We start from the raw sequence: 19,206 nt of genomic DNA, 5'->3' as shown, positions 1-19,206 counted from the left end.
GGCTACGCCCGGCTTCCGCTTCCCCCAAAATCACCACCTGCAATGTCGCGCTGTTTCACCAGCGGTGTCGCTGCACACCGCGGTCGAAGGCTTCCACGGCTGGGCATTTTTGCGGGGCGGGATGACGGCATGTGCGCCTCGATCTGCGACCGCGTTGTGGCACTTGCGCGTATCATACGCTCCGTCCGCGGTGACTGACGCGACTTCCTCATCTGCCGGGATCTGATCCAGCAGCTCGGGCAGCATCGGTGCATCGCCGACATTGCTACCGGTGACTTCGATGGCGCGGATCTCGAGTGTCTGTTCATCGACGCCGATGTGGATCTTGCGCCACAGGCGGCGCTTTGTGCCCCCGTGCTTGCGGGCGTGCCACTCGCCTTCGCCCTCCGCCTTGATGCCGGTGCTGTCGACAAGCAGGTGCAGAGGACCTTTCGAGCCGCGGTAGGGGATGTTCACGGCCAGGGTCTTCTGACGCCGGCTCAACGTGCTGAAGTTCGGCACCGTCCAGTCGAGACCGACGAGCCGCAGCAGGCTCTCGACGAAGCCTGTTGTCTGCCTGAGCGCCATGCCAAACAGAACTTTCATCGTCAGGCAGGTCTGGATCGCGGCATCGCTATACCGCGGCTGACGGCCTTGCTTGCCTGTGGGCGGCGGCACCCAGACAACGTCCGGATCGAACCAGATCGTCAGCGAGCCCCGCTGCTTCAGCGCTTCGTTGTAGGACGGCCAGTTCTTGGTTTTGTAACTCGGAGGGAGGGGTCTGCTCATGCCTCTCCAGCTACCACGCTGGATTCACGAGATGAATCCTACATCCGCCTTTGCGCAACAAAGCCCTTCTGACCCAGCGTGATGAGGTTGGCGGGGATGCGTAAATTCTACAACCAAGCTCCCCTAAAAACGGGGGGATTACCGTATTGTTGCGACCTGCAGTTTTCGCTGCCGGCGGGCATCCAGTATTTTCTCTGAAAATGAGAAGGCGCACGCTGGCTCGCTCTTGGCATTTCATCCGGCTAGCGGATCTCTGCACGTTGATGACACGCTGAATGGCCTGCCTGTCCCTGGACCTCTGCGCGGGTACGTGCCGCGGCTCGTCCTGCATCCAACGTTAGGGGCGGCGATGAATGCCGAGGACGGCGCAGCTGAGAGGTTCTGCAGCGGGCTCGAGGAAATTGGGGCGCGATGGCGCGGCACGAAATCCGTCTGCGCCGCCCACAATGGGGTCGCACGTTTTGCTGACGGCGATTTTCGAGCAAGTCATGCGCGGACTCGCAGCGCGAACCCGGAAAAGGACTGCTGCCTAGCCTTGCCCCAGGCCCGCGCTGCAGACCGCGCTAGATGTCCATGACCCGCAATTCCGTGGCGGACTCTGGGATGACGAAGGTGCCGTCCGCGTTCGCCTCGACCTTGCGCCCGTTGCCGAGCACATAGCGCTGGTCGGTTCCGTCAGATTGTCTGAACACGGTGACGGTGCGACCGACCACGTCCTCGCATTCCATGATTTGAATGTTGATCCATTGGGCTGACATGTCTTCCTCCAGCGCAGTGATGCCGTCGCTCAATGTCTTGCCTGCAGCAGTGATCTGCTTTCTTCCACCGTCGGCCATAGGGTCCGGTCTCGGCAAGGGGAGATTTCAACTTCAGGCAGATTGCGCTAGCTTCTGCCCGAGACTTGTCGCGTGAATAGACGACCAAAGTGGGGCACGGCAAGTCAAGAGTTCGCGATTTGTTCCTGCGCGCGTAAGGGAAATTATGTACCTTAATTCGATCTCCAGGCGTGTTCGTGGTAGTCGCCGACAGGTTGGGCGCGCCGGGCCAAGGGCCCGGCACCGTGCACTACTCTTGGCAGCCCCAACTTTCGGTGGCTGGCTCCCAGGTCACGTAACTCGGATAGGCGCACAAAGGACGCTCCCGCGACGGCGTGCCACCACTCACCGAGCGATGGTCCGGCGCGATGCCGTCTTCGACCCAGGCCATCAGCATGTCTAAGCCCGGGAAGACATGTGGGCCCGAGCCCGTCCGGCCGTGCTGGACGCCGGTCAGCAGGAAAAGGCGCGCGAAGCTCCCGGTTTCTCCGACATAGCGGTTTTGGACGGTCTCGAACCAGCGGGTCGTGTCTACGGCCGAGATCCCGCTGTCACCCATGCCATGCACCACGATCAGTCTTCCGCCCGCGCCCTTGAACGCGTCGAGATCGGCGGAAGCGGCATCGGTGAACTGCGCGGCGGCGTTCATGAACACGGGGTCGGTGTCGAAGTCGAAGCTGTAAACGTCGAAATCCGGATCCGGCGGGTCCCGGAATACATTGTGCATCGAGGTGTTCCGCGCCTTGTGGCCATTGTTCGGGAACGTGTCCGCATCGCCGATGTGCCAGCCCATGAAGTCGGAACCCGCATCATAGGCGAAGGGCACGTATAGTTCTTCGCCCGCGGAATTGACCGGGCCCTCGTGGATGAGGGTGAAGGCGTCGATCTGGTCCTGTGACAGGCAGCCGTCCGTCGTCCCTTCGCGGCACACCAGGGCGGAAAACTCAGGATTGCAGAGCCTCGCGCTGTCAACGACCCCGTCCTTAAGGCCATCAAGCTCATCGCATTGGGCGGTGATCTCGCGCGTCAGCAAGGCGAAATCGGCATCGTCGAGGAACTGCGTGAAAATCGGCTTACCCGCAGCGTCCTTCGGCGCCCGCTCTGCGAGCACACGCACGCTCCAGGCCCCCGCCACATGTCCGCGGGTCTGCTGTCTGATCGGATTCTGCGCCAGGATGCCATCAAACTGGTTGGGATGCCTTAGCGCGAAGATAAGTCCCTGCCGTCCGCCGTTGGAGTTGCCCACGAAATAGGAATATCGGGGCCAGGTCCCGTAAGCCGCCAGCAGCAGGGCCTTCGACACGGTAGCAGTCAGGTCGATGGCGTTGTATCCCCAATCGACCCGCGCCTTCGGCTCGAACCCGAAGCTGGTGTCCGCACGATCGCCAAGGTTATGCCCCGCATCGGTGGACACCACCGCAAAGCCGAGAGTGAGTGCCGGCGGATGGCCGATCGTGTTCACCCCGACCGCGGGCCTGATCGAGCCATCGGTGCCGCCTCCGCCCTGGAAGTAGAACCGCTCGTTCCACGCAACCGGCATGCGCAGCTCGAAGCCGGTGGCGTAGCGCTTGCCGTCACTGCCGACGCGCTCCTCTAGATAGCCCTCCACGCGGCAGTGCTCCGGCACGGCCGTGTCGTCGATCATCGCGCCGCTGAGGAACTCCGCGACCTCGATGCGCAGATCGGGGTAGGCGAATTCTGCAAGCGCGCTGCAGGTGTCCTCGGTCATTTCGGCCGACGACGCCGAGGCCAGCGCCGTGGCCGCCGTGATCAATGCCACTGACAGTATTCTCATCCTGGATTGTCTCATCCCGTCTCCTCCTGGGAAGCTCATGCTGCATACTATTTCTTGTGATGCCCGCCTCGGCGCCCTCCTCGGCACCCCAGCGATGGCTAGAGTCAGGCCCTGTGCCGGACTGCGCCGCGTGAGGTTCACGCAAAGTCATCGGCGCGGCATTGGGAAAGCTGGCGCGCGGTGGCGACACCGTCGCGCCCTCATCTTGCGCAAGCCCGGACCGGAATATGCCCGTCCCGACACGGGACGGGCGCTGGTGCCGCCGACGCCGCTGCGCGGCGCCTCGGCGCCCAGTCATTTCTTAAGAAGTGCGTCTGCCCAATCGGCGATGGCATCGGCGGTCTCGACCGGTTTCGCCGCCGGCAGCGCGTGGCTGGCACCGTCGATCACCGTGACCGTCACGCGATCGCCCAGTTCGTCACGCACCTCCATGCGTGAGCTTTCCGGCCGGAACGGATCGGCGCCCGCCTGCAGGTCGAGGATCGGCGCGGTGCCGCCGGCCCAGTAATCCTCGCGGTTGGTCAGCTTGCGCGCCGCGCGCTGGCTAACAGTGACGTCCTGGTGCCAGCCCTCGAGCCAGGGCTCGGCGCTCGCCTCGTCGGTGAAGAACGCCAGCAGCAGCCCTTCCATCTTCTGATCCCGGCTCGAGTCCGGATCGTTGATCATGGTGATCGCCTCGGAAAGCTCCGATGGCCAGGACTTCGCACCGCCCGCGATCAGCGCCAGGCCCGAGACCATCTCTGGGTGGTCCGAGGCGATCGTCTTGGCGATCCACTGGCCGTAGGCATGGCCCGCAACGATGGCCTTGCCGCCCTCCTGGGCAATCACCGCGGCGAAGTCGTCGCCGAAGTCGTGGAAGGACACCTCGGTCATCTTGCCGGTGCTAGCCCCGATGCCTCGCGGTTCCGGCAACGCGACACGGTAGCCGCGTTCGGACAGCCTGTCGGCCAGCGGCGCAAGCTCGCCGGAACTGCGGCCGGTCGAAGCGATCACCACCACCAGAGGCCCCTCGCCGCGCACCGAGTAGCCCACCTGCGCATCGCCGTTCATTGCCGTCTTCTCCTCGACCTGCGCTTGCGCGAGGCACGGCATCGCCAGGGCGAGGGCAAGGCCCATCGCCGCAAATCTCGTCTTCATGTCTGTACTCCTCCGAGGGCCCCACACTGTCCGCGACCATTCCCGGCGTGGGGTGAGCCGGGAGCGGGTCCGTTCAGGACCCGGGACGCGGTATTTCGAACGTCAGCTCCGTGACCGCGTATTCGAGGTAGCCGAGCCGCGAGACCGGGCGGATCAGCTCGCTGCGCACCCGCCCGTCGCGGATCACGCGATCCGCGATCTCGATCCCGGTGACCTCCCCGAAGACGATGTGCGTGTCGCACGGTAGCCCGCTCTTCGGCGAAAGCGAAATTACCCGGTTCAGGATGCACTCGATGACGACGGCGCTCTGGGCCACGCAGGGCGCGTCGATGCTGCGGCAGGGGCGCGCCGTCAGGCCGGCGAGCTCGAACTCATCGACATCGGACGGCACCGGCGCAGAGCTGCGGTTCATCGCCTCTGCCAGATCGGCGCCGACGATGTTGATCGCGAAGACGCCTGTGCCCTCGATGTTCGACAGGCTGTCCTTGCGCGGGGTCGAAGAGAGCATGACAAAGGGCGGATGCGTCGCCGCCGCGTTGAAGAAACTGTAGGGCGCGAGGTTCGGCACTCCGGCGGTGCTGCGGCTCGACACCCAGCCGATCGGTCGCGGTGTCACCAGCGCCGTCCAGGGGTTGTGCGGCAGCCCGTGGTCGCCCTTGCGTGGATCGTAATACATCGGCTTGCTCCTTGCGGGCATCGCGCCACGACGCGGCGCGATGACATTTCCCTCAGCGGCAGACGAAGCTGGCCGCCGCATCGGTGGGGCCGCTGCCATCATAGGTCGCCACGGTCGGCCAGGGGCAGAGCGGACGGGTCACGCCCTCGGTCGCCGCGCCGGTGGCGACCAGCCGGTCGGGGGCCCTGCCCTCCTCGACCCAGGTGACGATGCTCTGCAGCACGTCAAAGCTGTCCGGTCCCGGACCTCCCCGACAATGTCCCACGCCCGGAACCGGGAAGTAGCGGGCGAAATCTCCGACCTCGCCCATGTCCTGCTGCAGCGCCGCCATATAGCGGGCGGTGTCATTGGCCGAGATCGCCGCATCCCCGGTGCCGTGGTAGAGCAGGATCTTGCCACCCGCATCGCGGAAGGCGGCAAGGTCGGTCGAGGTCGCATCCGCAAAAGCCGCCGAGGCCTCCATGCGCTGCGGGTCGCTGTCGAAATCGAAGTTGATGATGTCGAAGTCCGGGTCCGGCGGCGTCAGGAAGACATACTTGATGCCGTTGTTGGACAGCCCCGCCTTGATCGCATTGGGCTCCGGGGTTTCCGAGGTGCCGAGCCGCCAGCTGCGCCAGCCCGCGTCGGCGATTGCCGGATCATAGCTCCATGTGACGTAGAAGCGCTTGCCGGCGCTGTCGCGCGAGCCCTCGTGCAGCAGCTTCAGCGTCTCGACCTTCTCGGCGCTCAGGCAGGCCTCCTGCCCCGCGCCGCAGACCAGCCCCGAGGGGTCGTAGTCGCAACCGGCAGGATCGAGCACCAGCCCGTCGGCGAGACCGTCGCGCGCATCGCACTGGCGAACGATATCCTGCGCCAGGAGTTCCAGATCGGCATCAGAAAAAGCGCGGGACAGGATCGGGTGGCCCGCGTCGTCCTTCGGGGCGATGGCCGTCAGCTTCTGCAGCCCCCAGGCGGTATCGACATGGCTGCGCGACAGGCGGAACACCGGCGCGCCCGCGACGATGCCATCGAAGAGCTCGGGGAACCGCTGGCTGGCCATCATGCCCTGCCGCCCGCCGTTAGAGCAGCCGACGAGGTAGCTGTGGTGCGGCGCTTCGCCGTAGTACCGGGTGGTGAGGGCCTTGCCGGTCTCGGCGACATCTTTGATCGCCTGATAGCCCCAGGCCTCGCGAGCCTCGGGATCGAGGCCAAAGGAGCTGTCCTTGTCCTCGTGCCCTGCATCGGTCGAAATCACCGCGTACCCCTCGGCCACGGCCGCCGGCTCGCCGGTCGGCTGCGAGCCGCCAAAGGCCGGGCGTACGCGACCATCGAGCCCGCCGCCGCCCTGGAAGTAGAAGCGTCCGTTCCAGCCTTCGGGCAGACGCAACTCGAAGCGGTCGCCGAAGAGCACGTCGCCCGCGCCGCGCCGCTCATCGATCACTCCGGTGACCTTGCAATAGGCCGGCAGGTCCTGCCCGGCATCGTCATCGGGTCCGGCCGGAACCCAGGCCGCTTCGGCGATTTTCAGGCCGTCCCGGGTGATGTTTGCAAGCGCGGTGCAGCCTGCCTCATCCGCTTGGGCACCGGTGGCAATGGCACTGCAAAGCAGTGCGCCATGAGCCAGAAATCTCATGATTCTCCTCCCAATTTGTCCCTTGAGAGGTAGATTAAATCATTAAGCTAGTTTTGTCATTTAAAGAGTCGCCTGGGTCCTGGTATTTGCGCGAACCACTGGGTCAGGTAAGCAATTTCATATCGATCCGCACCTTGTCGCCGCGGTAGATTCCGTTGGCGACAAGGATCAGGCGCCCCTCCTCATCAATGGCTAGACGCTGAACAAGTACGATCGGATCATTCATCGACAGTTGCAGAAGCTGCGCGGTCTCGACATCGGCAGAGGCCACCGACAAGATCTGCCGGGCATCAGCGACGCGCACGCCCGGCAAGTCCGACACCAGCCGCATCGCGGTGGTCGTGGAGTAGTTCTCTTCGGGGATCAGTGGCTGCAGCTTCTCGTCGACGTAGACGTCGGCGACGAGGAAGGGCACGTTCTGCCGCCGGTGCAGACGCCGCAGGTGACGATAGCTGGGCGCAACGGTGCCATGATCGAAATCCGCCTGCGCGAGCGTCGCGCCTGGCGTGTCCGACAGCACCTCGATCTGCGCATCGGCACGCGACATGAGCAGGCCGTTCCAGTCGGTCTGCACCTCGCACCAGAGATCACGCTCGGGCCGGGCGCGCACGAAGGTGCCCTTGGCCCGGAACCGCTCGATCAGACCCTCCTTTTCGATCTGATCGAGCGCCTGCCGGATCGTCATGCCCGCCACGCCGAATTCCTTGGATAGCTGTTCTACCGTCGGTATCCGTGCCCCGATCGCCCAGTCCCCCCGCTCGATCCGGCCGCGGAAAAGTGAGGCAAGCTGGATATAGCGGGCAACGTTGCTCTTCTCGAGCAGGTCGGTCGAGCTGGGCTTCTGCATGGAAAGGTCCTCGCTTCTCTTCGCCTTCCGGGCATATCTGACGATATTATAGCTTTATAACACTTGCTGCCGGAAGAGGGGAACTCGGGCCGCCGCCTTCAGTTGCGCGACGGCAGGTCGAAGAGGACGCCGGGAGTGACGGGAAGATCGGCGCTGACCCCTTCGGGGACCGGAATCTCATGCGCGTTCAGGGTCATGGCCACCATCGAATAATAGCCGACGACGGCGGTCAGCTCGACCACCCCGACCTCGCCCCAGCGCGCGCACACCAGATCGTAGACTGGCTGCTTCGGGGTGCCTTGCGTCAGAAGTTGGCAGACGAAATCGTAGATCTCGGCCGCCGCGGCGTCGTCGCCGAAGTCCGGCACCCGGCCCACGCGCAGGGCGTCGATCCACGCCTGATCCAGATCCACCTTCAGACCGTCGCGTTCATGGATGGCCCATTCCAGCAGGCTGTTCCAGCGCCGCGCCGTGATCAGGATCGCCAGTTCGTTGAGGTAGCCCGGCAGCGTCGTCTCAAAGCGCAGCACGCGGCCAAGCTGCTGCCAGCGATCGGCAAGAACCGGATTGTGCAGCGCCGCCCGCAGGGGGCCGACGAGCACGCCGCGCGGCCCCGATACGATCTCGTCGAAGACGGCCTTCTGTGCCGGCGACATGGTCTCCGGCGCGGGGAAACTGATACGTCCCATGCTGGTCATCCTTTCACCTTGGCCGCGGCGACGCGGTCCCGGATTTCATCGGTATGCTGGCCGAGTAGCGGCGGCGCGGCCTCGAAGGACAGCGGCGCCTCGGCAAAGCGCATCGGCGAGACCACCTGCGGCACGGTCCCGGCAAGCGGGTGCGGCAGGTGCCGCAGCATCTGGCGATGCTGCACCTGCGGTTCGTCGAGCACGCCCGGCACGGTGTTGATCGGCGCGCAGGGCACCTTCACCGCCACCAGATCGGCGCGCCAGTCGGCGAGGTCGCGGTCGCGCAATGTCTCGCAGATCATCGGGTGCAGCAGGTCGAGGTTCTCGACCCGCGCGGCATTGGTGGCAAAGCGCGGATCCTGCGCCCACTCCGGGTGGCCGAGCGCCGCGGCGAAGCGCACGAACTGCTCGTCATTGCCGACGGCGATCACGATATGCCCGTCGCGGACCGGGAAGATGTCCTGCGGCTGGATGTTCGGGTGCTTGTTGCCCTTGCGGGTCGGCGTCGCGCCCGAGACGAGGTGGTTCATCGCCTGGTTCGCAAGCATCGCGGTGGCCACATCCAGCATCGCCAGATCGATATAGTCGCCCTTGCCGGTCTCGGCGCGGCGCGCCAGTGCGGCCAGCACGGCGACGGAGGCGTACATGCCGGTCATGATGTCGATGACCGGCACCCCGACCTTCTGCGGCCCGGCCCCCGGCTCGCCGTCCGGCACCCCGGTGACCGACAGCAGCCCACCCATCGCCTGGATCATGAAGTCGTAGGCGACGTCCTCGGCCATCGGCCCGTCCTGGCCGAAGCCGGTGATCGAGCAGTAGATCAGCCGCGGGTTGATCGCCCGCAGCGACGCCGCGTCGAGCCCGTAGCGCGCCAGGGTGCCGACCTTGAAGTTCTCAAGCACGATGTCGCTTGTCCGGGCGAGATCGCGGATCAGCTCTTGGCCTTCTTCCGAGGCGATGTCGACCTCGACCGATTTCTTGCCGCGGTTGACCGACAGGTAGTAGCCGGACTCCCTTGTCGGCTTGCCTTCGCTGTCTTCCATGAACGGCGGCCCCCAGCGGCGGGTATCATCCCCGACACCGGCGCGTTCCACCTTGATGACCTCTGCACCGAGGTCGGCGAGGATTTGGCCCGACCAGGGGCCGGCCATGATGCGGCTCAGGTCGAGCACCCGAACGTGGGAAAGCGGTCCGCTCATGTTGTCTCCTTTTCGAAAGTCAGGACGCCTGCGGTGACCTCGTCGCCCGCCGCGCCGTCATCGACGATGGCGGTGGCAGCGACCGAGCGGCGTTCGGCCCAGGTCGCGGCGAGCGCCGCAAGGCGCGGGAAGTGGGCCCGCCAGGCGCTGTCGCCCCAGCGGAAGTCAAGCTGGCCGAGGAAGCAGATCACCGCGACATGGCCTGCCCCAAAGGGCCGGCTGGCCAGCGCATCGGCCTCGGCCTCGAGCGTGGCCATGACCGCAGCGATCTTGGCGCGGAAGCTGGCGGTGATCGCGTCCCAGGCGCCCTGCGGGCGAAGCAGTTCTGTGCGCCAGGTCAGCAGGATGTCGGTCGCGCCGTCGGCCAGCGCCTGCCAGCGCTGCGCCTCGACCCCGGCATCGAGCACGCCGTCCCGGTCGAGCCAGGCGCAGATCACCCGGCTGTCGAAGAGCACGCCCCGCTCGGTGACCAGCGCCGGGATCTTGCCCAGCGGGTTGTCCGCCAGTACGGCGGGGTTCGGCGGCAAGTGGCTGGCGACGACGTTGCGCATCAGCTCCACTTCATCCAGCCGGCCGGTCTCGTGCAGGGTAATCATCACCTTGCGCACGAAGGGGGAGCGGGGGGACCAGTGCAGTTTCATGCCGCAGCCTCCACCTCGGCCAGAAAGGCCGACAGCAGCGCGGCGGTGGCGTCGGGCTGCTCGAAGCAGGGCACGTGACCCGCGCCCTCGACCCCTTCGAACCGCGCCCCGATGCTGTCGGCGATGCCGCGCATGGTCTCGGGGATCTTGCCGTCTGACAGCCCCGCCACGAGAAGAGCGGGGACCGCGATGCTCGGCAGGACTGCGGCATAGTCGTAACCCTGAAGCGCCGTGGCGCAGGCCTTGAACCCCTCGAATGGGGTCGCCGCAATCATCGCCGCCAGCGCCTCGGCCCGGTCGGGCGTGGTCAGCCAGCGCTCGGCGGTGACCTTGGCGTAGCCGTGCATGCCGAGCCTGCGGCCCTCATCGATACGCGCGCCCCAGGTCTCGACCGCAGCCGGCGCGGATTTCGCCATGCCGTCCATGAAGACAAGCCCGGCGAAACGCTCGGGCGCCTTGGCATAGGCGGCCAGCGTTGTCGGCACGCCCATCGACAGGCCGACGCAGACCGCGCGGGAGACGCCCACGTGGTCCATCACCGCCAGCAGGTCCTCCGAGAGCAGCTCGAAATCCACCGCGCCGTCCGGGACGTCCGAGCCGCCATGGCCGCGCTGGTCGTGGCGCAGCAGGTTCCAGCCCGAGAGCCGCGCCACCACGTCGTCCCAGACCGACAGGTCGGTGACCAGCGAGTTCGAGAAGACCACCCAGGGCGCGCCGTCCCCGGCGCGGTCGATGCGGGTCTTGAGCCGCGTGCCGTTGATCGGGTGCAAAGTCATCAGCGCCCCTTCCAGACCGGCTTGCGCTTCTCGACCACGGCGGCGGTTGCCTCGCGGGCATCCTCGGTCTTCATCAGGATCGTGCTGAACTGCTGTTCGATCTGGTAGCCCTCGTCGACCGGCAGAAACTCGATCTGGTTCAGCGCCTGCTTGCCGAGGCGCAGGCCGAGCGGCGACTTCTCGGCGATCTTCGCGGCGAGCGTGCGCGCGGCCTCCATCAGCGCCTCGGGGGCAAGAACCTCCTGCACGAAGCCGAAGCGGTAGGCCTCGGCCGCGTCGATCGGCTCGCCGGTGAAGAACATCTTGCGCAGCATGCCCTGCGGCAGGTGCCGCCCCATGTGCGACGCGCCGCCGCAACGACCGACGTTGATCTCGGGCATCCCGAACTTCGCCGTCTCCGAGGCGAGGCGGATGTCGCAGACCGAGGCCAGCACCGTGCCGGCCCCGAGCGCCGGGCCGTTGACCACCGCGATGGTGGGCAGGGCACAGTCCCGGATCGACTTGAAGCAGCGCCGCACGATGCGGGCGCGGGCCGGGTCTTCCTCGACCGTGGCGGCAAGGAACTCCTCCAGGTCGAGCCCGGCGCAGAAGGCGCGCGCGCCCGCTCCGGTGAAAAGCACGCAGTTGATGCCCTGCCAGCTGTCGGCGGCGTCGAAGGCTTCGCCGATCTCGGCGTAGTTGGCGAGGGTGATGGCGTTGACGGGGGGCACGTCGATGGTGATCTCGGCCACTTTCCCGTTGAAGCTGATGTCGATACCCATTGGTCGGTCCTTTCTGAAGTCAGGCGGCGGCGAGCGACAGGGCGATGCCCTGCCCCACCCCGATGCACATGGTCGCGAGCGCGGTATTGCCCTCGCCGCGCGCGATCATACGGGCGGCGGTGCCGGTGATCCGCGCTCCGGACATGCCGAGCGGATGACCGAGCGCGATCGCGCCGCCATAGGCGTTCACCCGCGGATCATCGTCGGCGATCCCGAGCCGCCGCAGCACGGCCAGCGCCTGCGCGGCGAAGGCCTCGTTGAGCTCGATGCGGTCGAAGCTCTCCGCCGTCACACCGAGTTGGGCACAGAGCTTCTCGGTCGCCGGGGCCGGGCCCATGCCCATGATGCGCGGTGCCACGCCCGCGGTCGCGCCGCCGGTGATCCGCGCCATAGGCGTCAGCCCGTGGCGCTTCATCCCGGCTTCGGTGGCAAGGATCAGCGCCGCTGCCCCGTCGTTGACCCCCGAGGCATTGCCCGCGGTGACGCTGCCGCCCGCGCGGAACGGGGTCGGCAGCGCGGCCAGCTTCTCGGCGGTGGTGCTGCGCGGGTGCTCGTCCTGATCGAAGATGACCGGCGGACCCTTGCGCTGCGGCACGGCCACCGGGATGATCTCCTCGGCCATCACGTCGCGCGAGGCGGCCGCCTTCCGCTGGCTGCGCAGGGCGAAGGCGTCCTGATCCGCACGTGAGATGCCGAAGTCGGCGGCAACGTTCTCGGCGGTCTCGGGCATCGAGTCGGTACCAAAGCGCGTATGCATCTCCGGGTTGACGAAGCGCCAGCCGATGGTGGTGTCCTCGACGCTGGATTGACGCGAGAAAGCGCTCGTGGCCTTGGGCATCACAAAGGGCGCGCGGGACATCGACTCGACGCCGCCCGCAATGGCCAGATCGCCCTCGCCCACGGCAAGCCGACGATAGGCCGCCAGCACCGCATCCATGCCCGAGCCGCAGAGCCGGTTGATCGTGGTGCCCGAGACGGTCTCGGGCAGCCCGGCAAGCAGCAGCGCCATGCGCGCCACCGACCGGTTGTCCTCGCCGGCCTGGTTGGCGCAGCCGTAGATCACGTCGATGGTGTCGGCCCAGTCGAGGCCTTCATGGCGATCCTGCAATGCCTGCAGCGGCAGCGCGCCCAGATCGTCGGCGCGGATGCCCGAGAGGCTGCCGCCGTAGCGGCCGATGGGGGTGCGGATGTAGTCGCAAATATAGACGGTCTGCATGGCTCAGCCCTTCAGGTCTTCGAGGATTTCAGGCACCGGGCCGCGGGCGAAGCCATGGTCGATCGCCGTCTCAAGCGCGTCGAGATCGGCCTCGATGCGGGCCGCGGGCTGCTGCGCCGCCCACCACAGCGGCCCGCCCGTCCAGCGCGGGAAGCCGTAGCCGTTGGCAAGCGTCACATCGATGTCGGAGGCGCGCTGCGCGACCCCCTCGTCCAGCAACAGCGCGGCCTCGTTGACCATGGCGATCAGCAGCTGGCGCTGGATCGTCTCGGTATCGAAGGCGCTCGGCGCGATGCCGGCCTCGCGGCGCGCCGCCGCGATGAGCGCGGTCACCTCGGCCGAGGGCTCGGGGCGTTTCTCGGGGTAGTCGTACCAGCCGCCGCCGGTCTTGCGGCCCAGCCGTCCCGCTTCGCAGAGACGGTCGGGGATGGTGACGTAGCGCGCTGCCGGGTCGCGCGTCGCGGCCTGCCGCTTGCGCATCGCCCAGGCGATGTCGAGCCCGCTCATGTCCGACACCGCGAAGGGCCCCATCGCGAAGCCGAAGGCTTCGACGGCGGCGTCCACTTGTTCGGGCGCGGCACCGTCGAGCACCAGCAGCTCGGCACGGCGGCGGTAGGCGGCGTAGATGCGGTTGCCGATGAACCCCTCGGCGACGCGGGCCACCACGGGCTGCTTGCCAAGGCGTTTCGCAAGCGCGAGGCCGGTGGCCAGCACGTCATCCGCCGTTGTTTCGGCCCGCACCACCTCGAGCAGGCGCATCACGTCGGCGGGACTGAAGAAGTGCAGGCCCAGCACACGGGACCGACCCGGCAGGCCCGCGACCATGGCGTTGATGTCGAGATAGGAGGTGTTGGTGCCGATCACCGTCTCGGGCGGCAGCGTGGCGTCGAGCTCGGTCAGCAGCGGCACCTTGACCGACAGATCCTCGAACACTGCCTCGATGACCAGATCGCAGCTGGTCAGCTCGGAGATCCGCGTCGTTCCCGAAAGGGCCTTCAGTTGCGCCGCCAGCGCGGCCTCCGAAAGGCGTCCGCGCGCCTGCTTCGCCTGCAACGCATCCCGCAGCGCACCGAGGCTGCGTTCCAGCGCCTCGGTATCGCGCTCGACGAGCGAGACCGGCAGCCCGGCTGCAAGGCAGGCGCGCGCGATGCCCTGCCCCATGGTGCCGCCCCCGATGACACCGACGGACGAGACGGGCCGTGGCTTGGCGTCGAGCCCGTCGACGCTGCCCGCCTTGCGCTCGGCAAAGAAGAGGTGGCGCAGGGCAAAGGCGTCCTCCGACAGGCGCAGCTTTTGGAAAACGGCCCGCTCATCCGCCAGGACGGTGGCGACGTCCGGGTCGGCCGAGGCCTTCACCAGCCGGATGGCCTCGGCCACGTTCGGTCGGCCCCTGCCCTTGTGCAGCGCCTTCGCGGCAGCGGCCTCCAGTGCGGTCTCGTCCTCTTCGGGAACCTCGAGGTTGGCCACCACGCGCTTGGGTCGGTCCTCGGCAAGGAACCGCTTCGCCGCCCCCAACAGATCGCCCTCGGCGACCACATCGACCAGCCCGAGTGCCTCTGCCTCGACCCCGGTGATGCGGGTGGCGCCGCAGATCATCTCGAGCGCGGCGATGCGCCCGGTCAGGCGGGGGAGCCGCTGCGTGCCGCCCGCGCCGGGCACCATCCCGAGCGACACCTCGGGCAGGCCGAGATTCGCGTCCGGCGTGGCGATACGATAGTCGCAACCGAGCGCCAGCTCGAGCCCGCCGCCAAGCGCCACGCCGTGAATGGCGGCAACCACTGGGAACGGTGCCTCTTCGCAGGCCGCGATGACGTCCGGCAGCTCGGGCCAGGCGAGGGGCGCGCCGAACTCGCGCAGGTCGGAGCCGGCGATGAAGCTCTTTCCGGCCCCGACGAGCACCGCACCCCGAACCTCGCCGCAGCGGTGCAGCGCCTCGATGAGGCCCTTGCGGATCGCGTGGGAGCCGGCATTTACCGGAGGATTGTCGATGGTCAGCACGGCAATGCCATCGGTGACCTCGAGGTGAACGGTGCCATGCGAAGGTGTAGCGTGGGTGTTCATCGGACTTTCCTCTTCACTCGGTGGACGGGGCCACGGACCGGGCCGGCTCACGGCTGCTTTCCGGCGCGCTCAGGCGGTTCACAAGTACCGCGACCGCGAGCAGAACCAGCCCGATGCCGTCCGACAGGTAGCCGGGTATGATCAGCGTGATCGCGGCGGCCCCGAGCAGCACCCGCGCCGGGATGCCCAGTCGGCCAACGAAGTGCAGCCAGCCTTCGCCTGCGGCCGCCATCAGCCACACCGCCAGAACCGCGCTGCCCACGTCATGCAGGATGTCGAGCGGTTCCCCCTGCAGCACCAGCGTCGGGTTCAGCGCGAAGATGAATGGCAGCACGAAGTTCACCGCCCCGAGGCGCATGGCCAGCACGCCGGTGCGCATGCCGTCGGATTTGGCGATCACCGCCGCGGCGAATGCGGCCAGCGCGACCGGCGGGGTGATGTAGCTCAGCATACCCCAGTAGAGGATGAAGAGGTGCCCGGCGATCGGGTTCAGCCCCGCTCCGGCCATGGCCGGCCCCAGAACGATGGCCAGGAAGATGTAGCAGGCGCTGACGGTCATCCCCATGCCCAGCACAAAGGAGGTCAGGGCACCGAAGAGCAGCAGCAGGAAGACGTTGTCGCCGGCGAATTGCAGCAGCTCGCGCGAGAAGGCGCCGCCGACGCCGGTGTAGCTGAGCGCACCGACGATGAGCCCGACCCCAGCAAGGATCCCGACGATATTGGCGATGTTGCGGATCGCGTCATCCAGCAGATCGACGAGCCGGCCGAGGGTCAGCTGGTTCTCGCCGCGGATCCAGCCGTTGAGCGCGCTGGTCGCCAGCAACACGAGCGTTGCATAGAACGGTGCCTGTGCCTCGATCCCGCGCGCCACGATCAGATAGATCAGCACGACCAACGACAGCAGGAAGTGCCAGCCTTCCTTCAGCGTCGGCCAGAGCTTCGGCAGGTCCTCGGGGCGCTGCCCGGCCAGCCCGCGCCGCGCGGCGTAGCAGTCGGTCTGCAGCATGAGTGCGAGGTAGAAGAGCGCGGCGGGCACGATCGCGGCGATCATCACGGTGGAATAGGGAACGTTGAGGTTCTCGGCCATGATGAAGGCGACGGCGCCCATGACCGGCGGCATCAGCGCCCCGCCGGTCGAGGCGCAGGCCTCGATCGCCGCGGCGTAGCGCGCCGGGTAGCCGACCTTCTTCATCGTCGGGATGGTCATCTGCCCGGTGGTCACGATGTTCGAGATCACCGACCCCGAGAGCGAGCCGAAGAAGCCCGAGGAGAGGATGGCCACCTTAGAAGGGCCGCCACGGGTGCGGCCGAGCAGCGCCTCGGCGAAGGCCATGAAGAATGCACCGCCGCCGGTCACGACCAGCGCCGAGCCGAACAGCAGGAAGCCGATCAGCAGCCCCGCCACCACGCGCATCGGCACGCCGATGATGCTTTCAGAGCCGAGCGCGTGCATCATCACCAGGCCGGGGATGTCGGTGGACGGCCCCCAGAGGAAGCCCGGCATGCTCTCGGCAAAGAGCGGGAAGAGGAAGAAGAAGCCGCAGATGCACAGCAGCACAAGCCCGCCGGTCCGGCGCAGCGCCTCGAGCACCAGCAGGCAGAACATCCCGGAGATCACCTGCGCATTGGTCGGCGCGACGAGGTCCCAGCCCTCCATCAGGATGCGCTCGCCGTTCCAGGCGAAATAGCAGGCCGCACCGAGCGCGAGCAGCGAGAAGACCACGTCCGTGATGCGCCCGGCGATGCCGAACCGGTTGTAGGGCAGCGGGTAGACCTGGAAGACGATGGCAAGGAAGATGCCGGTGAGCAGGTAGAAATACGCCGTGTCGAGCAGCACGTAGCCGATCAGCATCTGTGTGTTGAACAGTCGGTCGACGTTCAGCAGGAGCGCGATCAGGCCGAGAATGAGCACCACCGCCCGTGTCGGCCCATGCAGCATGCCGACCTTCACGCCTGAACTTTGGGAGGTGTCCGGCTGATCGGACACGGGAATGGACTGCGGATCGCTCATGACGGACCTCGCTCACGCTCTGAAGTAGGGAATGTAGGAGCGGGTCCGACCTCTGCGGACCCGCGAGAGGCGAAGCTCAGTTCGCCAGGTGTTCGGCGCGCCAGCTGCCCCAGAACTCGGGCCAGCCCGCATCGTCGCCTTCATAGGCCGCCTGTGCCTCGGCCCAGGCCGCCTTCACCGCGTCGAGCCGCGCCAGGCGTGCGTCCTGCCAGGCCTGCGCCTCGTCGGTCCAGTAGCCCATCTCCTTGGCATAGCGGATCGCCCCGTCATGGAACGGCGCGTCGGCCGGCGGCACGATGGCGCCCTCGGTGGCCCAGTTCGCCGCCTCGGCCGTCGCCTCACGGAAGCCGTCGAAGCTCTGGTCGATTGCCTTGACGAGGTTGTAGACTTCCTCCTCGCTGGTCGCCGCGTAGGTTGCCAGCATCGGATAGCGGTAGCCCAAGAGCCACACCGGGTGGTCCTCGTCGATCCCAGCCCCGGTGGTCTGCTTATGCGGTTCGGCAAAGCTGATGACGTCGGTGGCCTTCTGCCAGCCCTCGGCGTCCTCGGGCGGGAAGTTGAGCCAGGTCAGGCCCCGCGAACTCGCCTCGATCTCGCGCGCGAAGGACGAGGTCGGCACCATGCCCATGGCATCGAGCTGGTTCGAGATGATCGCGTCCTTGAGCGCACCGTAGCTGCCGAACCAGACCTCCTCGACGTCGTCACGGGTCAGGCCGCCGAAGGCAAGATAGGCGTCGGTCTTGATGTTCAGCGACGGGTTGCCCTTCACGAAGCCGACGCGCTTGCCGCGCAGGTCGGCGACGCTCGTCGCGTTTAGATCGGCGGCGGCGATGATCCCCACCGAGGCCGGCCGTCCAAGCATCACGCGCACGTCCTGCGGCCCCCAGTCAGGCGTGGCGAATTCCTCGGTGCCTTCGCTGGCAAAGAAGAGCTCGTTCGACAAGAAGCCGAACTGTGCGCGCTGTTCGCGCAGCGGAAGCAGGCGGCCGATCGACGTGCCCGATGGCAGAACGCGGATGCGCGTGTCGAAATTGCCCTGCACGGCATTCGCGATGGCCGAGGCCTCTGTGTAGCCGCCGGAGCCGACGTCGTAGGCGCTCCAGATCATCGAGCGCGGCAGGGTCACGTCGTCCTGCGCCAGCGTGGCGGTGGCGCCGAAGCCAAGGATGGCCAGTGTCGGCAGGGCTTTCACAAGCAGTCTAAGCATGAGGGGGCTCCTCTCCCAGTTGTCGATCAGCCAGGTCCGAAGCAACGGCCGATCCCTCCTGCGAGAGAGCTAAAACATTAAAAGCTATATTACTAGCTTTTTGTTGTGTCGTTGTTCCTGTTAGAAAATCTGGAAGATTGCCAAGCAGTTGTACGGGGTCCGAAGCACGCCGAAACGCGCGCACCTGGCGGTCCAAGTGTGCGCGGCACAGCATTGCCGACCCCATGTCCGAACGAATCGTTCAATCCCAGCGATGCACGCGGTCGGCTGAAGGGAGGCAAAGGAACATCCGACAAGCCCAGAGGTGGTCTTCGCCCTGGCCGGAGCTGCGCACCTCGGACATGCCATCGCGCGCCTTGGGGGGGTTGCGTCGTCGGCGCTCACTCGACCCGGAACGCAGGCGTCGACTTGGACAGAAAAGACGCGATGCCATGCGGGCCATCATGACTGCGCATCATTGCAGCAATGCGAGTCTCGCGCCTCATCTGCGTCTCGAGCCAAGATAGTGCCCCAACCTGATGTCAGGCGGCGCCAGGTCTTGAAGCCGCATCTGGCGAGCAAGGCCTCGGCCCATACCTCGAGTTGCGCATAGGCCTTGTCGGTGACTTGGTCGCTGTCCTGCAGCCAGTCGAACTCGGATGTCTCTTCAACGGCGGGGCAGGAATTCACCAACCGTGTTCCGGTCCGCTCCGGCGCACTTTGCGTCCTCGATTTCGCTCCATCCGTGCCAATGCCCGCGCTGACCTACGCAATTCCCATAGGACGGGTACGCAGCTTGCCCCTGCGAGAGACCCGCGCGGCCTGCGCCCATTTCGACCACGCGTTCTACCCACAAGAACTGAATGTCCAAAGAGCACTGTGCCGCTCGGATAAGGTCGAATTATGAGGTGGTCCCCATTTCCCGGACAGTTTTGCGGAGCTGCTAAGCTTGCCTGGTGATCATGCTGCCGCCTTGAGGCCGGGGCCCTGATGGGCCTCGACCGGTGTTCTGCCTC

The 19,206-nt window shown here is 66.7% G+C and carries 15 protein-coding genes and 1 pseudogene; all 16 read right to left on the bottom strand.

Features of this window, described 5'->3' with window-relative positions; translation table 11 throughout:
* Positions 1–78: 78 nt before the first annotated feature.
* Positions 79–768: pseudogene (locus tag G0D83_RS24405) on the bottom strand (IS5 family transposase); the annotation flags it as partial.
* A 563-nt stretch (positions 769–1,331) separates the two neighbouring features.
* Positions 1,332–1,604, bottom strand: coding sequence for an MHC class I heavy chain (locus G0D83_RS24400; RefSeq protein ID WP_235958181.1), 273 nt, complete (start codon positions 1,602–1,604; stop codon positions 1,332–1,334).
* 229 nt (positions 1,605–1,833) lie between these two features.
* Positions 1,834–3,357, bottom strand: coding sequence for a tannase/feruloyl esterase family alpha/beta hydrolase (locus tag G0D83_RS24395; RefSeq protein ID WP_164197173.1), 1,524 nt, complete (start codon positions 3,355–3,357; stop codon positions 1,834–1,836).
* A gap of 315 nt (positions 3,358–3,672) precedes the next feature.
* Positions 3,673–4,515, bottom strand: coding sequence for an alpha/beta fold hydrolase (locus tag G0D83_RS24390; protein ID WP_164197172.1), 843 nt, complete (start codon positions 4,513–4,515; stop codon positions 3,673–3,675).
* Positions 4,516–4,588: 73 nt separating this feature from the next.
* Positions 4,589–5,191, bottom strand: a complete 603-nt coding sequence (locus G0D83_RS24385; protein ID WP_164197171.1) for a flavin reductase family protein — start codon at positions 5,189–5,191, stop codon at positions 4,589–4,591.
* A 52-nt stretch (positions 5,192–5,243) separates the two neighbouring features.
* Positions 5,244–6,803, bottom strand: coding sequence for a tannase/feruloyl esterase family alpha/beta hydrolase (locus tag G0D83_RS24380; RefSeq protein ID WP_164197170.1), 1,560 nt, complete (start codon positions 6,801–6,803; stop codon positions 5,244–5,246).
* 103 nt (positions 6,804–6,906) lie between these two features.
* Entirely contained in the window at positions 6,907–7,650 is a 744-nt protein-coding gene (locus G0D83_RS24375) for a GntR family transcriptional regulator (protein ID WP_164197169.1), read from the bottom strand.
* Between the two features lie 98 nt (positions 7,651–7,748).
* The gene (locus tag G0D83_RS24370; protein WP_235958180.1) at positions 7,749–8,339 is read right to left on the bottom strand and encodes a carboxymuconolactone decarboxylase family protein; all 591 of its coding nucleotides are present in this window, start codon (positions 8,337–8,339) and stop codon (positions 7,749–7,751) included.
* A gap of 5 nt (positions 8,340–8,344) precedes the next feature.
* Positions 8,345–9,538 (bottom strand): CaiB/BaiF CoA-transferase family protein, encoded by a 1,194-nt coding sequence (locus G0D83_RS24365; RefSeq protein WP_164197167.1) that lies wholly within the window; start codon positions 9,536–9,538, stop codon positions 8,345–8,347.
* A complete protein-coding gene (locus G0D83_RS24360; protein WP_164197166.1) occupies positions 9,535–10,179 on the bottom strand; it encodes a glutathione S-transferase family protein in 645 nt (214 codons plus the stop codon). The genes G0D83_RS24365 and G0D83_RS24360 overlap by 4 nt, the downstream gene beginning before the upstream one ends.
* Positions 10,176–10,955 carry an alpha/beta fold hydrolase gene (locus G0D83_RS24355; RefSeq protein WP_164197165.1) on the bottom strand — a complete coding sequence of 260 codons (780 nt, stop codon included), beginning with the start codon at positions 10,953–10,955 and terminating at the stop codon, positions 10,176–10,178. Before G0D83_RS24355 ends, G0D83_RS24360 begins: the two co-directional genes overlap by 4 nt.
* On the bottom strand, positions 10,955–11,716 hold the full coding sequence (locus G0D83_RS24350; protein ID WP_164197164.1) for an enoyl-CoA hydratase-related protein: 762 nt from the start codon (positions 11,714–11,716) through the stop codon (positions 10,955–10,957). Before G0D83_RS24350 ends, G0D83_RS24355 begins: the two co-directional genes overlap by 1 nt.
* A gap of 19 nt (positions 11,717–11,735) precedes the next feature.
* A complete protein-coding gene (gene pcaF, locus G0D83_RS24345) occupies positions 11,736–12,932 on the bottom strand; it encodes a 3-oxoadipyl-CoA thiolase (protein ID WP_164197163.1) in 1,197 nt (398 codons plus the stop codon).
* A 3-nt stretch (positions 12,933–12,935) separates the two neighbouring features.
* Positions 12,936–14,993 (bottom strand): 3-hydroxyacyl-CoA dehydrogenase NAD-binding domain-containing protein, encoded by a 2,058-nt coding sequence (locus G0D83_RS24340; RefSeq protein WP_164197162.1) that lies wholly within the window; start codon positions 14,991–14,993, stop codon positions 12,936–12,938.
* 13 nt (positions 14,994–15,006) lie between these two features.
* Entirely contained in the window at positions 15,007–17,004 is a 1,998-nt protein-coding gene (locus G0D83_RS24335; RefSeq protein ID WP_203595651.1) for a TRAP transporter fused permease subunit, read from the bottom strand.
* A gap of 76 nt (positions 17,005–17,080) precedes the next feature.
* The gene (locus tag G0D83_RS24330; RefSeq protein ID WP_164197161.1) at positions 17,081–18,211 is read right to left on the bottom strand and encodes a TAXI family TRAP transporter solute-binding subunit; all 1,131 of its coding nucleotides are present in this window, start codon (positions 18,209–18,211) and stop codon (positions 17,081–17,083) included.
* Positions 18,212–19,206: the final 995 nt, after the last annotated feature.

It is taken from the genome of Salipiger sp. PrR003 (genome assembly GCF_010500785.1).
GTDB classification, from domain to species: domain Bacteria; phylum Pseudomonadota; class Alphaproteobacteria; order Rhodobacterales; family Rhodobacteraceae; genus Salipiger; species Salipiger pacificus_A.
Note: the sequence above shows the minus strand (reverse complement) of the source record. Positions and strands in the feature narration are given on the sequence as shown.